The organism is Paenibacillus sp. O199 (assembly GCF_001636635.1).
GTDB classification, from domain to species: Bacteria; Bacillota; Bacilli; order Paenibacillales; family Paenibacillaceae; genus Paenibacillus; species Paenibacillus marchantiae.
Genome location: NZ_LGRP01000042.1, coordinates 5,659 through 21,698, shown reverse-complemented (window position 1 = coordinate 21,698; position 16,040 = coordinate 5,659). Strand labels below are relative to the sequence as shown.

General features: G+C 48.8%; 15 protein-coding genes. All 15 read left to right on the top strand.

All coding sequences use genetic code 11. The annotated features are described in order from the left end of the window. Positions 1-55: 55 nt before the first annotated feature. A complete protein-coding gene (locus A6049_RS29190) occupies positions 56-517 on the top strand; it encodes a J domain-containing protein (RefSeq protein ID WP_063567939.1) in 462 nt (153 codons plus the stop codon). Positions 518-559: 42 nt separating this feature from the next. Continuing rightward, positions 560-1,111 (top strand): FHA domain-containing protein, encoded by a 552-nt coding sequence (locus A6049_RS29185; RefSeq protein WP_063567938.1) that lies wholly within the window; start codon positions 560-562, stop codon positions 1,109-1,111. Positions 1,112-1,153: 42 nt separating this feature from the next. After that, positions 1,154-1,687 (top strand): FHA domain-containing protein, encoded by a 534-nt coding sequence (locus A6049_RS29180; RefSeq protein ID WP_053781358.1) that lies wholly within the window; start codon positions 1,154-1,156, stop codon positions 1,685-1,687. Continuing rightward, positions 1,672-2,553 (top strand): PP2C family protein-serine/threonine phosphatase, encoded by an 882-nt coding sequence (locus A6049_RS29175; protein WP_240321576.1) that lies wholly within the window; start codon positions 1,672-1,674, stop codon positions 2,551-2,553. The genes A6049_RS29180 and A6049_RS29175 overlap by 16 nt, the downstream gene beginning before the upstream one ends. 40 nt (positions 2,554-2,593) lie before the next feature. Further along, the gene (locus A6049_RS29170) at positions 2,594-4,438 is read left to right on the top strand and encodes a SpoIIE family protein phosphatase (RefSeq protein WP_063567937.1); all 1,845 of its coding nucleotides are present in this window, start codon (positions 2,594-2,596) and stop codon (positions 4,436-4,438) included. Beyond that, entirely contained in the window at positions 4,438-5,730 is a 1,293-nt protein-coding gene (locus A6049_RS29165; RefSeq protein ID WP_063567936.1) for a hypothetical protein, read from the top strand. The genes A6049_RS29170 and A6049_RS29165 overlap by 1 nt, the downstream gene beginning before the upstream one ends. 7 nt (positions 5,731-5,737) lie before the next feature. Next, complete coding sequence (locus A6049_RS29160) at positions 5,738-6,427, top strand: hypothetical protein (RefSeq protein ID WP_063567935.1); 690 nt, start codon at positions 5,738-5,740, stop codon at positions 6,425-6,427. Positions 6,428-6,459: 32 nt separating this feature from the next. Further along, positions 6,460-9,111, top strand: a complete 2,652-nt coding sequence (locus A6049_RS29155) for an Hsp70 family protein (RefSeq protein WP_063567934.1) — start codon at positions 6,460-6,462, stop codon at positions 9,109-9,111. Between the two features lie 31 nt (positions 9,112-9,142). Beyond that, positions 9,143-9,916, top strand: a complete 774-nt coding sequence (locus tag A6049_RS29150; protein WP_063567933.1) for a hypothetical protein — start codon at positions 9,143-9,145, stop codon at positions 9,914-9,916. Between the two features lie 30 nt (positions 9,917-9,946). Continuing rightward, complete coding sequence (locus A6049_RS29145) at positions 9,947-10,585, top strand: hypothetical protein (protein WP_063567932.1); 639 nt, start codon at positions 9,947-9,949, stop codon at positions 10,583-10,585. Then, the gene (locus tag A6049_RS29140) at positions 10,575-11,999 is read left to right on the top strand and encodes a contractile injection system protein, VgrG/Pvc8 family (protein WP_063567931.1); all 1,425 of its coding nucleotides are present in this window, start codon (positions 10,575-10,577) and stop codon (positions 11,997-11,999) included. The genes A6049_RS29145 and A6049_RS29140 overlap by 11 nt, the downstream gene beginning before the upstream one ends. A 91-nt stretch (positions 12,000-12,090) precedes the next feature. Next, a complete protein-coding gene (locus tag A6049_RS29135; RefSeq protein ID WP_161490659.1) occupies positions 12,091-13,362 on the top strand; it encodes a pentapeptide repeat-containing protein in 1,272 nt (423 codons plus the stop codon). Further along, entirely contained in the window at positions 13,359-13,916 is a 558-nt protein-coding gene (locus A6049_RS29130; RefSeq protein ID WP_063567929.1) for a hypothetical protein, read from the top strand. Before A6049_RS29135 ends, A6049_RS29130 begins: the two co-directional genes overlap by 4 nt. Positions 13,917-13,966: 50 nt before the next feature. Next, complete coding sequence (locus A6049_RS29125) at positions 13,967-14,443, top strand: DUF4280 domain-containing protein (protein WP_063567928.1); 477 nt, start codon at positions 13,967-13,969, stop codon at positions 14,441-14,443. A 70-nt stretch (positions 14,444-14,513) separates the two neighbouring features. Continuing rightward, a partial coding sequence (locus A6049_RS32835) for a contractile injection system protein, VgrG/Pvc8 family (protein ID WP_240321575.1) occupies positions 14,514-16,040 on the top strand: 1,527 nt, incomplete at its 3' end.

Genomic DNA, 16,040 nt, shown 5'->3' with positions numbered 1-16,040 from the left:
TGCCCCTTAATCTTTATTTACGCCCGAATACGGCAGGGAGGCAGGAAAGAATACCATGAAAGATTATTATGCCGTGCTTGGTGTAGAACGTGAAGCTTCTCCGGAGCAGATCAAGAAGGCTTATCGTCAATTGGCGAAGAAATTTCACCCGGATGTCAATGGGGGAGGTGCACAGGCGGAAGCGCGTTTCAAGCAAGTACATGAGGCATACAGTACACTCGGAAATTCCGAGCTTAGAGCAGCATATGATCAGCAGCTTCGCACTGGACGTAATAGAGGTCAAGCGAAGGGTTCAGCATCCGATACAGCCAGATCCAGTAAAGGCAATGCGAAGTCCGGGAGTGCAAATGCCGAGAAGGTGTGGTCGGATCCATCGCGGATGCAGGAACAGTTCGAACAATTTTTTGGCTATCACCCCAAAGGCAAGGAAAGTCCAAACGGTGGCAAAGCCGGTCCCAATAAAGGAATGGATATGTCCGCCATGTTTGACCGATATTTCGGAATTCGAAAAAAGTAGACCGGTAGCTCGTTATGGATCAAGCCGGTTCAGGCGGAGGTTATGGAAGTGAAACGAGGAAGGTCGGTATTGACGATGGGGCTTGACGCTTGCGTCGCCATGATTTCGTTAGCCGTGCTGTATTACATATTTATCATCAACCGGGATATGAGTGCCCAATGGGTAACTGGAATTATCGTGGTCCTCTCTGGAGGAGCATACCTGTATTTTAAATACATGCCAGCCACCAAGGTGGAAAAGAAGAAATTGTCTTCGCGTGTCGTGAAGCTAGTCCTCCTGGACGACGACGGCACAAGTGTGAAGGAATGGTATATTCAGGGCGAAACGAGTGTTTTGATCGGGAAAAGTTCGAAGAACAGCGAGGCTGACATTGATCTGTCCGATACACCCTATGCGTCTCTCATTAGCTCGCAACACGCCGTATTGAACAAAGCCTCGGGTCAATGGTTTATCGAGGATATCGACTCGGCCAGTGGGGTAGGTGTACGTAAAGGAAATCAAAGCAGAGCATCCAAATTGGAAATCGAAGAACCCAGCCTGATTGAGGCAGGAGACTTAATTTATATTGCCAATACCCGCATTTTGGTGAAATAACGTTGGCGTACATCATACAAGCTTACGGGGGAATGAAACGAAATGAGTCTGACTAGATGTGGAAACGGACATATGTTCAGCACGAGACGACACGGCAATACGTGTCCATATTGCAATCTGGCCGTTGAATCGCCAGCTACCAGTAATGGTGAGGCAGCGGGTGCAATCCCACGCGCACCTCGTACGGCAGAGGATGACAGAACGATGCCATACCTGGGCGAAACGACAGGAATTGAGCCGGTAACGGGATGGATGGTGTGCATCGAGGGTCCGCAGATGGGCCAGGATTATCGAATAATGGCTGAAAAGAACTTTATTGGACGTTCAGAAGAGATGCATGTTCGCATCCTCGGGGATAACACCATTTCTCGGCGTAATCACGCGGTGATTGTGTACGATCCCAAAAAGCGGAATTTCTATTTGCTGCCCGGCGATGCTTCTGGCCTCGCATATCACAATAATGAAGCAGTCTATTCTCCGGTGGAACTGGCTGCCTACGATGTTATTCAATTGGGACGCAGCAAATTCATTTTCATTCCATTGTGCGGTGTGCACTTTGAATGGGAGCAACAGTGAACACCTTCATGATTTTGTGGAACGACAAGGAGCTAACGCCCTACTGGGTTCTTGCGGGTGGCTGTTTGTTGATTTGGTTGCTGTTATTCGCACGAAGCCGCATTCCGGTAAGGCAGCGTGACGATAGACCGGTTGGAGTTCAGATTGGCAATGGACAGACCATTGGTGCTCGCAATGAACAGGACGATTATTTTGCCTGTGCCGTGCAGCCGCATGGTGTACTTGCTGTACTCGCGGATGGAATCAGTGGATTGTCCGGTGGAAAAGTGGCGAGTACGACTGCCGTGGAAACATTTATCCGGGAGTTTGAAGAGTTGGAGCGGTTTCCTGATCCGGAAGAGTTTTGGGATGCTTCTTCCCATGCGGCCAATCAGGCCATCCTTCGGAATTTGCTGGGCGTTCCCGGAGGGACAACATTGGTGTCTGCCATGATCAAGGGCAGGGATTTGTATTGGGGTGCGGTAGGAGACAGCATATTGGCCGTGTTTCGCAAAGGAGAGCTGCTTGCCATCAATCACAAGCATACACTGGAAAGCCAACTTGAAGAACAGTATATGTCTGGAGAGATCTCGGAGCAGGAGGCACTTGACAATCCGCAGCGCAAAAGGCTGGTCAACTATTTGGGGTACGACCATTTTAAACAAATGGAAATCGCGGACGAGCCGTTTGCACTGCAGCCGGCGGACAAGATTGTGTTATGCAGTGACGGGGTATACAACTCCCTCACGGAGATGGAACTGGAGACCATTCTGGCGCAAGATATTCCGCCATTTGATGCAGCCCAGGCCATCATTGATTTAATTGAAGAAAAACAGCTCGTGCATCAGGATAACGCCACGATTATCATTTTGGAGCAAGGATGGTAACGGATCGGGCAACGCACAGGGACGGGAAATGGGGAGACGGATGAGGAAGGAGAACAGTGAATTCAAGACGGCTTTTGTCTCAGAGGCGGGGTCTTTCCTGAAAAATCGGGATTTCTACGGCTGCGTTGAACTGGAAGACTGGGCTTGTTATGTCATTGCAGATGGTCTGGACACCGATACGGAAGTGAATAGTGCACAGATCACAGTACAGACCATTCTGGAATCCTTTTTGGAAAAGCCAACCATGTCCAAACGCAGACTGACGGAATATATCAAGATCGCACATGAATGGTTGCAGTATGAAAGCCGCCGGGTCAGACTCAAAGCGGGATTCGTTATTGTTGTAACGGATTATACACGCATGGTGTGGGCATCGGCCGGACATAGCCGCTTGTATCATTTCCGGGGAAATAGGCTTGCACTAAAAAGCAAGGATCATAGTGTAGCTGCCCAACTGGCAGCGGAAGGCCAGATTGCAGAGGATCGTGTGGATCAGCATGATGAACGCGGCAATCTGAATGAATACGCGGGCAAACCTGGCATGATCAAACCGTATGTATCCGATAAGGTCAAGCTTGCCGATGGTGATGTGCTTGTTCTATGCACCCCTGGATTATGGGAAGGCGTGCAGGATGCCGAGATGATTGATGCGGTGGAAGGTGCCAATGACCCGCAGGCGCTGGCCGACACGTTGGAAGAAGTGATGCTCAGCAAGCAACGTTCACGAATCGAGAATTATAGTGTGGCAGCCATCTATGTGAACAAGATTTTTCATGAAGAACCCAAGAACCGTAAGAAGTGGATTAAACGGATTGCCATCATGTTGATTATGCTCCTGATTTTTGGCGGAGCCGGCATATTCTACGCGGTGAAAAGCGCAGCCAAAAAAGCCGAGCTTGTCGTAGATATGCTGCAATACGAACAGAACGCTGACCAGTATGTGAAGGAACAGGAGTACGCCAAGGCCGTCTCAGATTACAGTCTTGCTCGCAACAATTCGATCAAAGTAAAGGACCCTGTGCACAAAAAGTTGCTGACTTCGAAGATGGCTGCTGCTCAGACATTGGTTGACGGCGAGGCTCATCTGAAAGAAGGGGATATTCCAAAAGCAACCGCTAGTTACACCAAAGCACTGGAATTGTCTGAGTCCTACAATATGTTCAACCGTGAAGTCATTCAGGAACGTTTGGAACAGATGACCACCTTTCAGCAAGTACAAGACTGGATCACGGAGGGAGATCTGAAACTCCAGAACGGAGACTACAGTGGAGCGATCATTTTGTATAAAAGGGCCAGAACAGCGGCTACGGAAACAGCATATAAGGAAGCGCTGAAGGAAGTTGCCACCAAACTGGAGACGGCCGAAACTAAACGGGCGGATATCAAGCGCCAATCCAGACAGCTTCAAGCTGATACGCTGGAACAGAAGGGTGACCGCTTCAATGAAGCCGGAGATTATAGTGGCGCCATGGATGCCTATGCTTCGGCACAGGAAATTTATCAGGAGATCGATATGTTGGAACGGGTGCTGGCTATGGAGCGGAAAATAAATAAGCTGGATGAGAAACTGAATCCACCTGTACCGGCGGTTGATCTTACTCAGGATGCGGCAGGGTTAGGAACAACAGATACGTCTGGTTTGAACTCGGACTGGACCGGGAATGCGGGAGGAATGAGCGCAGGCAATTCAGTGGGAAGTACTTCTTCTGCAAGTAATGCCTCTTCGGTCGGAAGTGGAACTGTGGATGCTTCTGGATCCGGTTCTTCTTCAGGGAAAACGACAAGCAATGCTAGCATTAATTCCGCATCAAAGGCTAAAGGAAGCACCGACACCACCGAGGCTGAAGCGAATGAACAGGAAGCAACGGAAGGAGGAGATTCGTGATGAAAGATATTATTCGTGACCGTCTAAACAAGATGGAGGATCTGGAACAACGTCGCATGCTCAAAGACCTCATGACAGGCGTTTTTCTTAATTTGGTCGAGTATCAGGAGACGCTAAACAAACAGATCGAGCAACGGGTGTTTGACGAGGTGGTACCGCTGGAGGAACGCCACGATGTATATGTCACATTATGTCCGCGGGAAGATTTGGACCCCATTCATGAATTTCTGTATCCGATTCTTCCGGAGGATGCTGCACCACAGACTGTTTATTTGAGCGAGGCTTCAGAAGCGCTGGCACGTAAGGAAGAGATGAATTTATTCACGTTCTACATGGAATGTGGGCAACAGGAGCTCCAATCCCTGCTGAAAAGTAATCGGACATTCCGCGGGGAGATTGTAACGAGTGAAGGCAGACATGCCATAACGGTTCGGTTGAAATCAAGTACTGCGTATATCTCCAAAATTGAAGAACTGTACCGGGTCTTTCGTAAAAACAGCCTACCATGGAAATCGATTAATGCACCCTATGTGTTCAAATTCGTTGATTGTGTTCTAGTGGGTTCAGACGATGGAGATGCATGGGACAAACAGCATGTGGTCAAAGAACTTTCAATCCATCTGGAGGAGTTTGAGTCATATAAAAGAACGAACATGATCCCCCTTTGGAATATTCAGAAGCTTGATATGAAAACAGGTGGATTCCCTGTCCCGGCTTCGGACCGCATCAATTATGAACATGTGTTACCGCTCCGCAAAACAGGGACTGAGCACGGATATTTAGTGGATGGAGACGAATCGCATATTCGATATATCAAAAGATCGGAAGAAGATATCACCATCGTATCTCCGCTGGAGAAATCCGATTCATGGACGGTACTGAAAATAGCTGGTCCCGTTACAACCCGAATCGGTAGAATGGACTTTCCGCTGTTTTCCAACAACAAACGGGAAGGGTTTGCCGGTAAATATGCGCGTCAGGAAGGACGCTCTGTACGATCCAAAGGGGAGATTGCCCGCATGGTTCATGCTTTCCAGGCAGCGGAGGGATTGGAACTGGAAGATGTGAAAGTGGTGGCACCTGGGCCTACCCTGGGCATCACGTACCCGCTTAATGGATTTGTTAGCGATCATGTCCGTGTTGAGGCAGATAAACATCGAATGATTTTAAGGTTCAGCAAACACGGAATTCAGCCAGAGCAGGCTATTTTTCTGGATGATTTGCTGAGCTTTCTGGTATCCGAGATCCAGTTGGCTTTCCCTGAATATCGCTGCGAAGGGGAATGGATGTGAGCTCAACATGAATTATATATGGGATCTGATTATTCGCGCCAAGCGTAATGGAACTGATCTGAGAGACGTAACTTTTGTTCCTGCACGTGTATATTCGCCATATATGGAATTAAGTCATACGAACCTGAATGCTTCAGACGTGGAACGTACGATTGAAGTCAATCCGTATTATCGTTTTTTTGATATTTTCAGGGATTTGTTCGATATCAATAACGAAGAGCAGGTGGAATTGCGGGAGACGCTCTTTGATTTGGTCATTCATTTTCTGGCGGATATGGATTTGATGCAGGGGATGAATAAAAGGGAGTATTACATTCGCTTCATTTTGAATGATATGCATTCTGGTGTATACGGGAAACGGATACGGCGGCGACTGGAGTTGTTCGGACGAGAGGAACAGGAAGTGATCGCCTGCAATATGCTCCGTCTGTACGATACGGGGGAGGCCGTTCATCTGCTGAGGGATACCCTTGTCCGGATGTTCCCGCGTTCAACCCTTTATGCCAATTGTGAGGAGAAGGATGAATTGCTTTTGTATATTGGTCAGGTAGAACGTACAGAAGCGAAGGAGAAGCTGGAACTGATTCTTGAGCTCTTTCTGCCGGTACGTTTTGACACGGAAATATACTGGGGGCATCATTTTGGTATTCTGGATGTGGACTATACGATGATACAGGACGGGATTGCCCTATATTAAGCAGCACCAGCAGTTGTAAGGAGGAAGTATAGATGAACGGCTATTCATACCGATTGTATCCTGACGCCACGAGCAGGGAACGTTCCAGAGGAACCATGCGTTATACGCGCGAAGAATTGATGGACATGACCACATTCCAATTACGGAACATTTGTTACAAGGAGCGACTGGTTGAGGGATTGGGGCCCCGCACGGAGCGTGAAGAACTGATTCGGATTATTCTGAAATTTTTGGGAGCGGACGATGTATTGTGGATCGATCAGTCTTTGGAAGGCGGATTCGAGCGCATACAAAAGGCCATTTCTCGTCATATGACGGCTCCTATGAGCAGTGATGGAGGTATTAGTGTGCCCGCGCGGCTGATTCTGTACGAAGGATTGAAAGTGGACAAGCTGGATCAGTACGTAGTCACGGCACCGGGTGGTTTAACCGAATCCAACGTACTTTTGGTCAATGAGAGTATGGAGCTGTGTGGCATCTTTAATCTGGTTAAGGACGAGTCCATATCCGGAACCTTTTATTTGACTGCAGGAAGTGGATCGACCTGGAAACGATCGGGAAACAGACAGTACAGTCTTCTCTTTTTCCGTAAACGCGATTCGGAATATCTATATCAGACCTATTACTCTAGCAGGCCTCTTCCTCCGGTTCATATTCAATATACTCAAATTCCACTGGCCGATCTGGACATCCGGGAACTCGAACCGACAGACGCTGTACTTGCAATTGACTTTGGCACCTCCAACACGACGGCAGGCGCCTATTTGCATAATGGTTATATTCAGGCACCTAGCAGCCAGGATTTACTGAATGGGCGGGTTCGTATGGATGCCATTAACTATGTGGCTTTCCCCGATCCTACATACAAAGACACGGACTGGATCGAGGTTCTGCCTACGGCCATCGGTGTGGCGGAGTGCTCAGATCCAGCGAACATTCGTTACGAGTTCGGCTATGAAGCGTTGCGAAGCATGCGTCGGGGAGGGTACAGCAGCCGGGCGAGTGTCTTCCGCAGCATGAAGCGCTGGGTGAACAATTACAACAAAATGGAAGAGATCGTCGATGTTCATGGCAATGCGGCCATGGTGTCTCGTATGGATCTGCTGCGTGCGTACATGAATTACATCATCCGAACGGCAGAGCATCAGTTCAAGTGCAAGTTTCGCCATGTGCATTTTACCAGTCCCGTGAAGATGAAAGCACAATTTTTGCAGATGTTCGGAGAGATGCTTCCGGATTATCGGATTGAGCAGACATATGCGCTGGATGAGGGAATGGCTGTGCTCTATAACACCCTTGCTGACGGGATGGAACGCGGTGCTTTCATGGAAGGGCAGACGTATCATGCGCTCGTGATTGATTGTGGCGGTGGAACAACTGACTTGTCATCTTGTGCATTTACGATCGAGGACGGACATATGGCGTACAAGCTGGATATCCATACTACATACGAAAATGGGGACACGAACTTCGGAGGTCACAACATTACCTATCGTATTATGCAGTTCATGAAGATCGTATTCGCCGACTACTATAGCGGACGACGTCAGGTGACGGATATCGATAGCCTGATCGAGGCACCGGGTGCGGATGTGTTCCGTCAGGTGGACGAAGAGGGTGTGAAGTCCGTTTATCAGAAACTGGAACAACGCTATGAGGAGGCAGAACATATCATCCCTACCGCGTTTGCGCGTCGAGAGAATCGTTCACGAGATGAGTATTTGCGGGTGAGAGGCAACTTCTACTTTCTGTGGGAAATCGCAGAAGAGATGAAGCAGCAATTTTTTCGCAAAACAGGCATCTTACGTAACCGATTCCACTCGGAGATGGAGGACGATGGGGATAGTGACCTGCAGATCACGACCATGGAACGTTGGTTTTTGTCTGTGGAACGTAGTGGTGAACTGAAGGATGAATATGAGTTCCCCGATGTGGTGTTTAATATCAAGGAAATTACCCAGCTGATTAAGGCTGATATTTATGAGGTGGTCCGCAAGTTTTTGGATGATTTCTATCGGCAAGGGCGGATGAGCCAATATTCGATTATCAAGTTGACAGGTCAGTCCTGCCGCATTGATGTATTTCGGGAAGCACTGAAAGAGTTCGTTCCAGGCAGAAGCATTGAGTTTCGGCAAAAACCTGCGGAAGGACGTGTACCTGATCTTAAACTTGCCTGCCTTCGAGGGGCGATTCGTTATCTGAGTGCCCGCAAAACAGGAAGCGTTCAAGCCGACATCACGCATGATGCCGCAGTAATTCCTTATACCGTAAGTGCCTACACGCATAATGGACGTGAAAAAATGCTGATCAGCAGTCTGGATCGGAGTGACGGCATTCCGGGCAGCATTTCCCGTCCATTCGAGACGGCAGAAGTGGAGTTGTACCTTAGCGGAAGTGATGGTCAACTGAGACAGAAATTCGTCTATGCCAACCGTCCGGATGCCTATAAAGAGGTGCTCTACGAAGACATCAGGGATCAGTACGGAGATAAAATCCCGCAGGATGATACGGATTCTATTGTGAATGGAGAGACGAAGTTTTTTGTTTTTCCGGATGACCGTCATTGGGGGTTTCATGTATTGCCGGTTGCCCGCAGGAATGAACGGTTGTATCTGGGGCCGCAGAAGCTGCTTCCATTTGAAACAGACTTGTCGGAACTCGACTTCTTTGACGGAATGAAGTGAGGACCAAGAGCAGAAAGGAGGGACACCGCTCATGTTCACATATTCGTATCCGCATTTTAACAAGGGAAGAATTCTGAAAACATCCATGTTGGAGGGGCTACGCGATTTCCCCAGAGACTACATCGAACTGTATTATCGTGGTTATGCAGATGGCATTCTTGCAGGTACAGAGGTAGAAGTGTTCCCGGACAAGTTGGTCGTCTCCCCTGGGATGGTGCTGCATAAAGGAAGGCTTTACATGCTGACAGAGCCTATGGAACTGGCATACCAAGCTACGGGTCGGGTCAATGTGCTGAAGCTTCGGTTTACTGCGGAGGAGACCGTGAGTGACATGACGATAAGCCATTCGGAACTGCTCTTGGATGAAGAGACAACATGCACATCTGGAGAGTTGGAGCTCGCTCGATTCAAGCTGAAGGAAGGGGCCCGGCTGCGGCGGGACTACCAGACCTTTGCTGACTTGGCAACGGAGTTCAACACACTGCATGTCATTCATGTCCCTTATGCAGCCGAGGGGGCAAGCACCTTATCACCAGTTGTCATGAAGGATTATGCCGAGAGATTGCTTCGAACGGGCACCTCTGATCCCCAGGATCTGGTCTTCGCCATGATGTGTCTCAATGAAGGAACAGTTGCACGTAGCGTCATTTTGCATCACATTGCCAGTCGATTGGGGCTGGAGTATAGAGAATACGATAATGCCCAGATTCATCGATATCTGGATCGCATACTGGCGAATGTAGGTCGGGGAACGGGACGTTCGGGTATGCCGGTGGGCGGACCGCATCGAATGATTGTGGATTGAAATTTTCAAGAGAATGGGAGGATGGAAACGATGAAGCATTGGGATGAAAAAATTGTTGCAATGATGAATGGCGTGACAACGGATGCCCCTGAAGATGGATATGGACATATTCCGGAAGAACCAGAGCTGGACTTAACGGCTGCTTTTTTACAAATTGGTGGTGAGCCCTATTCATTTCAAGAAACGGAGCTGCTTGAAGGAAAGGCCCGGATGATGCTGCCACGGACCTTCAAGCCTATGTCTGAGCACATGATGAATCTAAAGTATCCTTCACAGCACAGACCCAGTACGATCTACACGAATGCAGAAGGCACGATTAATATCGCCGTGAATCACACGGTTAACCCACTGCCAGAGGAGGATCTGCCTTTGTTTAAACAGAGCATGATTCAGATTTTGCGGCGAACGCAGAAGCTTACCAAGTGGTACGGGGATGATGATCGCACGGTGGGAGAACGTGCTGCGGCAACTTGCGAATTTTTGACTCCTGTCGTGAATGCGAATCTGTATCATCTCATGCTGTTCACTTCGTTGGATGAACGGGCACTGATCTTTACCTTCAACTGCACAGATCTGGAACTGGACGATTGGAAACGTGTGGCTTCCGCCATGATGAACTCCATCCGTTTTGAGATCGATGAGGAAAGGGGCGATGTAATTGAGTATTGAAGCGTTGTCTTACAAAAATGTGAGAGTAAGCCCGTTCGAACTGGTCAGTCTGCATGAACTGGTTATTACCAAACAAATGAATGATCACGCATGTGTGAAGTTCACGGGAATTGTGGATGAAGAAAAAAAGGATACATACGTGCGTTTAAGCGGTTCGGATACGCTCGTCGAGATCAGTCAGATCGATGAGGAAGGCAGTACATCTGTACTGTTCAGCGGTTTGATTCTAAATGTTGGGGTGATGGTGACCGGTGGCGTCTATATGCTCGAAGTGGAGGGCATCTCTCATACCCATGAACTGGATATCCGTAAGAAAAGCCGTTCGTTCCAAAATCATGGCATGACGTATCCACAGTTGTTAGACCAAGTTGCGGCTGACTATCCCAACATCGATATCATGGATGCTGCAACAGATGGGGCAGCCATTGGAAAGTTCACCCTTCAATATGAGGAGACGGACTGGCAGTTTCTGAAGCGTATTGCATCCCGTCTTCGAACGGGTTTGATGCCTGCATCCGTATTTGATACTCCCAAATTCTATTTCGGTGTGTTTGATACGTCATCCAAGGGGAAGCTGGAGGATTTCAATTACAGAGTCCGCAAACGGATGGATAAGTTCCGTTACACCTCGCAGAACACCAAGGTTGAGGTTGGCGAAGAGGATTACGTGTATTACGAAGTGGAGACAAATCGCGTACTGGATCTGGGAAATGCCATCGAATTCAAGGGCAAGCTTCTGTATGTATATGAGGCATTTACCGAAATGAAAAATGGTCTGCTCAAGCATCGTTATACACTCAGTACGCATCGGGGACTCCGGCAAAATACATTCCATAACGATAAAATTATCGGAGTTTCGCTGCAAGGTGTCGTCATTGGCATCGACAAGGATCGATTGAAAGTACATCTGCACATTGATCCAGCGCAAAACGAGGGTGAGGCGCATGCATTTCCCTATCAGTCCGTATATACGGCGGAAGGAAACAGTGGTTGGTACGTGATGCCCGAAAAAGGGGATCATGTGCGGGTTTATTTTCCCGGTAACAAGGAAGAAGAAGGGGTAGCTACGAGCTCGGTACGCCAAAACTCGGACGAAGGCGAGAGCAACAAGCTGAGTAACCCGGATCATAAATACTTCCGTACCGCCGCTGGTAAGGAATTGAAGATGACACCCGAAGAGGTGATTGTTACGGGCAAAGACGGGGAGATTTTTATTCGGCTGAGTGAAGGCGGAGGTATCGAAATTATTAGCAGTCAGCAGATCACGATTTCCGCCAAGGAAGATATCATGATGAATGCTGAGAAAAGTATTGTGTTTTCTGCAAAAGAAGAAATCAGCCTGACCTGTAAAGAGAGCAACATCAAAATGGACGGAACAACCTCATTGGTGGGCACAGAACTGAAAACCAATTAAAAGTGACTAGAGTTCTACTACAAATCAACTTCTGGAATGTTCTTATAACAATGTATTGGTGATCTTTAAAAAGGAGAAAGGAGGAATGCTCGTGACTACTGCGCTTGTGCAATTCAAGCAAGAGATCGTAATTCCACTACGCAACCAAGTGATGCTCCGCTTCGAGCAGATGTATCAGCAGAATCGCGAACGTTTGAAAGAAGAGTTTCTCCGTCATTTTGCCAAGCAATGTCAAATCGTTCTAAATGCGCAGAAGATCGGTGAACATGGAGCGGTGGGACATGTTACATATTCAATGCTTCGAACACGACTAATGGACGGCCAGGCCCTGTATTTGACCGAAATGGCTGACGAAACGTGGTTATTTGATCCCTCTCCCATTGAAGGAGAATATGATGCTTCCTGGGCATTTGGTTATCTGGATGTGATGCTGGCTAGTTGGGAAGAAGAATTGCATCGGCCCGGTTCGCTCTATGCAGGCTCCATTTCACGACCAGATCTGGAACATATACTCCTGAAGGAAGCTGAACACGGACACGCCTATGTGACGAATCTGATTCATCTGGCAATGCCGGAGGCTGTGCAATGTGAATCGTTTATCCATCTGGAGAAGTGCCCGTCCTTTGAAGTTCGGGTAGGTGAATATCTGGATGTGAGCGAATCCGTGTACAAAACGAATAGTGATCCAGGCGATGAATCAGAGATGCGAAAATGGCTTGCTGAAAGAATCGAGGGAGCCTACGGATATGCGGCTTTGGAACATCTGGATCTGGCTGGAGGAGATTATAGCGGGATGGATTTCCGTTACTCAGCTTTTCGCAATGTGGCGTTTGGAGGGAGTCAATTCGAAGCCAGCAATCTGTTGAATACCGTCTGGGAGCAATGTGACTTGACGGATACCCGATGGAATAGAAGTCAGATGTATGGTGCTCGTTTCCGAAAATGCAGGATGGTAGGTGCCATATTTTATGGCATAGAGGCGAGGCAGGGGTTGGCTGATCCTGAGATCTGGGAGATCCCGGGATTTCATCGGGTTTCGTTTGCAGGGGCGGATCTGAGAGAGGCAGATTTTGTACTCGCGGATCTTCAAGGAGCGGATTTTACGGGAGCGTTGCTGGAAGGCACTGTGTTTGGCGTATGCAACTTAGCAGATGCGGATTTCCGTGGAACGGATGTGTCCAGGGTCGATTTTACAGGTTCGCATTTGGAGGGGGCGCAGATGGATACCGGAGCTTCCTGTCCCATCCAGGGTCGTCCCGCAGCCCGGAAACGAGAGGGCCTGGAGCATATCGATGGGACGATCGAGGACCAGTTAGCCTACTTTATGGAGCGGAACTTACAGCAGAAGGGGCGGATGGCATGAGAAACGATTGGTTCCGGATCATGCAGGATATGCGTGTAACAGGGGCTCTTGAACCGATTGGTGTCAAAGGAATTATTCAGCCCGAGTGGATGAGAGGCGATCACTTGAATGAACTGGAACAAGCAAATTTGCAGTTTACGATTCGCCCTAATCGAAATCCTGTTCCCGTAGATCTGATCGAGCGGCCGTATCCGTTATGGTCTGATGAGCTTAAACGTTTGCTGAGTACATTCGCTCCACGCCTGATGTTCAGGTTGGCTGGGCTGATGGATATGGAGAGACAGCAGTTACACCCTTACTGGTTCATGGTGCCGCCACAGCTGGCAGCACTATCCATGGACAGTACATTTGACAGCAGTGGCAAGTTGAACGTACTTCAGGTCGATGGCGAACGATTGAGCAGCACAAACTGGCCGATTATTCAGTTGACGGACGAACGATTGAAGGAAACCGTGATCTTGGTGAACTTGGCACTGGCTGAAGCAATTTTGCGCCGGGACTATACCGGTTTGCGTTTGCAACGCGTGGATCGGGTCGAGAGTCCGAACTATTAACGAATCTTTAAAAATGATCTGGGAGAAGGCCCAAAGAAGGAGGAAAAACAATGGCTGAAGCAATTGGCGCGACACGACCCGATGTTATGGATGAAGGTGCCGGGGGCCCAACGTATGTTGTGGCAGGAGCGATATTAAGTTGTTCTTGCGGTACGCAGTTAAATCGATTAAAAATCCCTTACAGCCACGGCGTTCATTTGAAGGAAAAAGCACAATTGAACGTGGCTGATGCCACACCCATGATACACATCATGCCTTTTGGAAATTGCACAAGCCAGTTGAATCCTGTCGTGCAGACCGGCGAATTCGACATTGAGGGCGTTCAGAAAGCACCCTGTATTCCGTCCGTGTCTACACCGTGGATGGATGGCAAAACCGATGTGCTCATCGAAAATGAACCTGCCTTATTAAGCACCTGCATGAATATGTGCCTCTATGGAGGTTACATCCAGATTGAAGATGATGGTCAAGAGCTTGGCGGATCTTCCATAGGCGGCACAACCGGGTTCGGCGGTAACATCAGGTAACGTACATCTTAGAATATAGCTGAGTCCTTTCTTCCGTGTGCTGACATTGCTAGAGGAAAGAAGTGAGACAATGAGTGTAGTGGAAGCGGCTGTGGGTATGGGGAATATCCGATGTATATCTCCATACACGCTGCAGCATATACAAGATTTGCGTATCGAGCGCAAAGCAGGGGATCATGCCCGCCTGTATCTACAAGGCATCATCCCGGAAGAACATCAAGATCGGGATCTGAACATACTGGCTCAGGATGAGACAGTGTCCCTGGTGGAGATTGGGGATCAGGGGCAGGAAGTACGCAAACTATTCCAGGGACTCGTGCAAGATGTCAGCATCCGCCGAGTTCAGGGGATATACATATTGGAACTGGAGGCTGTGTCCTATTCCTATTTGCTGGACATTGAACCTCGTATTCGTTCGTTCCAGAACAAGGATCAGGACTGCGAAGATGTCATTCGGCAGGTACTGAAAGCTTACCCGAAATCGGATGTCATTGATTATGTGAGTGGAAGTTCGAAGCTTGGGGCTTTGACCCTCCAATATCGGGAGACGGATTGGCAATTTCTACGCCGATTAGCATCCCGGTTCGGCGCAGCGATCATTCCCGAAATATCGGCTGATTCTCCTAAATTATATATTGGGGTGCCAGATGGTCGGTATACGGAACTGCCTGATCAGGCATATACGCTAAGACGGGATATGAGAGCTTTAAAAGAAGCCTGGTCTGTGGGAGCCTCTGATGTATCGGAGAAAGACTTTACGAGTTACGTGCTGGATACCCATCGCTGGTTGGCGCTCGGAGATACCGTTCTCTTCCACGAAGAAGAACTGAAGGTCGCCGCTTGTACCAGTCGAACGGTAAGGGGCATGCTTCGGCATACCGTCACACTTAGTCCGGAAAGTGGCATTCGGCAAAATGAAATTCGGAACGATGACATTGCAGGGGCCGCACTGGAAGGGAAGATCATCGGGGTTACCAAAGATACGGTGAAAGTTCATCTGGATGTGGATGCTGACCAATCCGAATCGGAAGCAAGCTGGATGCCGTATTCTGCGGTATATGCCGGAGATGGCGGCGGGTTTTACAGTATGCCGGAAGCGGGCTCCGCTGTTCAGGTGTATTTCTCCAGTGGGCAAGAGAGTGATGCATTTGCGATGGGCTCCGTCCGTCGTGGTAGTCAGCCTTCCCCGAAGACCGCTGATCCAGCCACCAAGAGCTGGGGAACCAACTACGGCAAAGAAATGAAGATGACCGATTCAGAAATGTCCCTGATCGCGACGGAAGGAAGTCTGTTCATCACGCTGGACGGCGGCGGGGTCATGATTCAGAGCAATAGCGGAATTGTTGCATCCGGCGGGCAGGAGATTACGCTAGAGAGCGAGAAAAAGATAGGGATCGAGGCTCAGGAGACGATCTTCCTTCAGTGCGGAGACAGCAGTATGATTCTGGACGGCATGACGGATCTGAAGGGCAGCGAAGTGCTACTGGACGGATTGATCAAAATGCCCGTAACCGTGGAGGATCTGGAGCCGGTACCAGAAGCACCGTTTGTGTCCGAGGTGCAGATGGAAGAGGAACCGGAAGAGGAGAAAAAAGGT

Coding starts and splice junctions, on each gene's coding strand:
- A6049_RS29190 (WP_063567939.1), top strand. CDS start 56: ATGAAAGATTATTATGCCGTGCTTGGTGTAGAACGTGAAGCTTCTCCG.
- A6049_RS29185 (WP_063567938.1), top strand. CDS start 560: ATGGAAGTGAAACGAGGAAGGTCGGTATTGACGATGGGGCTTGACGCT.
- A6049_RS29180 (WP_053781358.1), top strand. CDS start 1,154: ATGAGTCTGACTAGATGTGGAAACGGACATATGTTCAGCACGAGACGA.
- A6049_RS29175 (WP_240321576.1), top strand. CDS start 1,672: ATGGGAGCAACAGTGAACACCTTCATGATTTTGTGGAACGACAAGGAG.
- A6049_RS29170 (WP_063567937.1), top strand. CDS start 2,594: ATGAGGAAGGAGAACAGTGAATTCAAGACGGCTTTTGTCTCAGAGGCG.
- A6049_RS29165 (WP_063567936.1), top strand. CDS start 4,438: ATGAAAGATATTATTCGTGACCGTCTAAACAAGATGGAGGATCTGGAA.
- A6049_RS29160 (WP_063567935.1), top strand. CDS start 5,738: ATGAATTATATATGGGATCTGATTATTCGCGCCAAGCGTAATGGAACT.
- A6049_RS29155 (WP_063567934.1), top strand. CDS start 6,460: ATGAACGGCTATTCATACCGATTGTATCCTGACGCCACGAGCAGGGAA.
- A6049_RS29150 (WP_063567933.1), top strand. CDS start 9,143: ATGTTCACATATTCGTATCCGCATTTTAACAAGGGAAGAATTCTGAAA.
- A6049_RS29145 (WP_063567932.1), top strand. CDS start 9,947: ATGAAGCATTGGGATGAAAAAATTGTTGCAATGATGAATGGCGTGACA.
- A6049_RS29130 (WP_063567929.1), top strand. CDS start 13,359: ATGAGAAACGATTGGTTCCGGATCATGCAGGATATGCGTGTAACAGGG.
- A6049_RS29125 (WP_063567928.1), top strand. CDS start 13,967: ATGGCTGAAGCAATTGGCGCGACACGACCCGATGTTATGGATGAAGGT.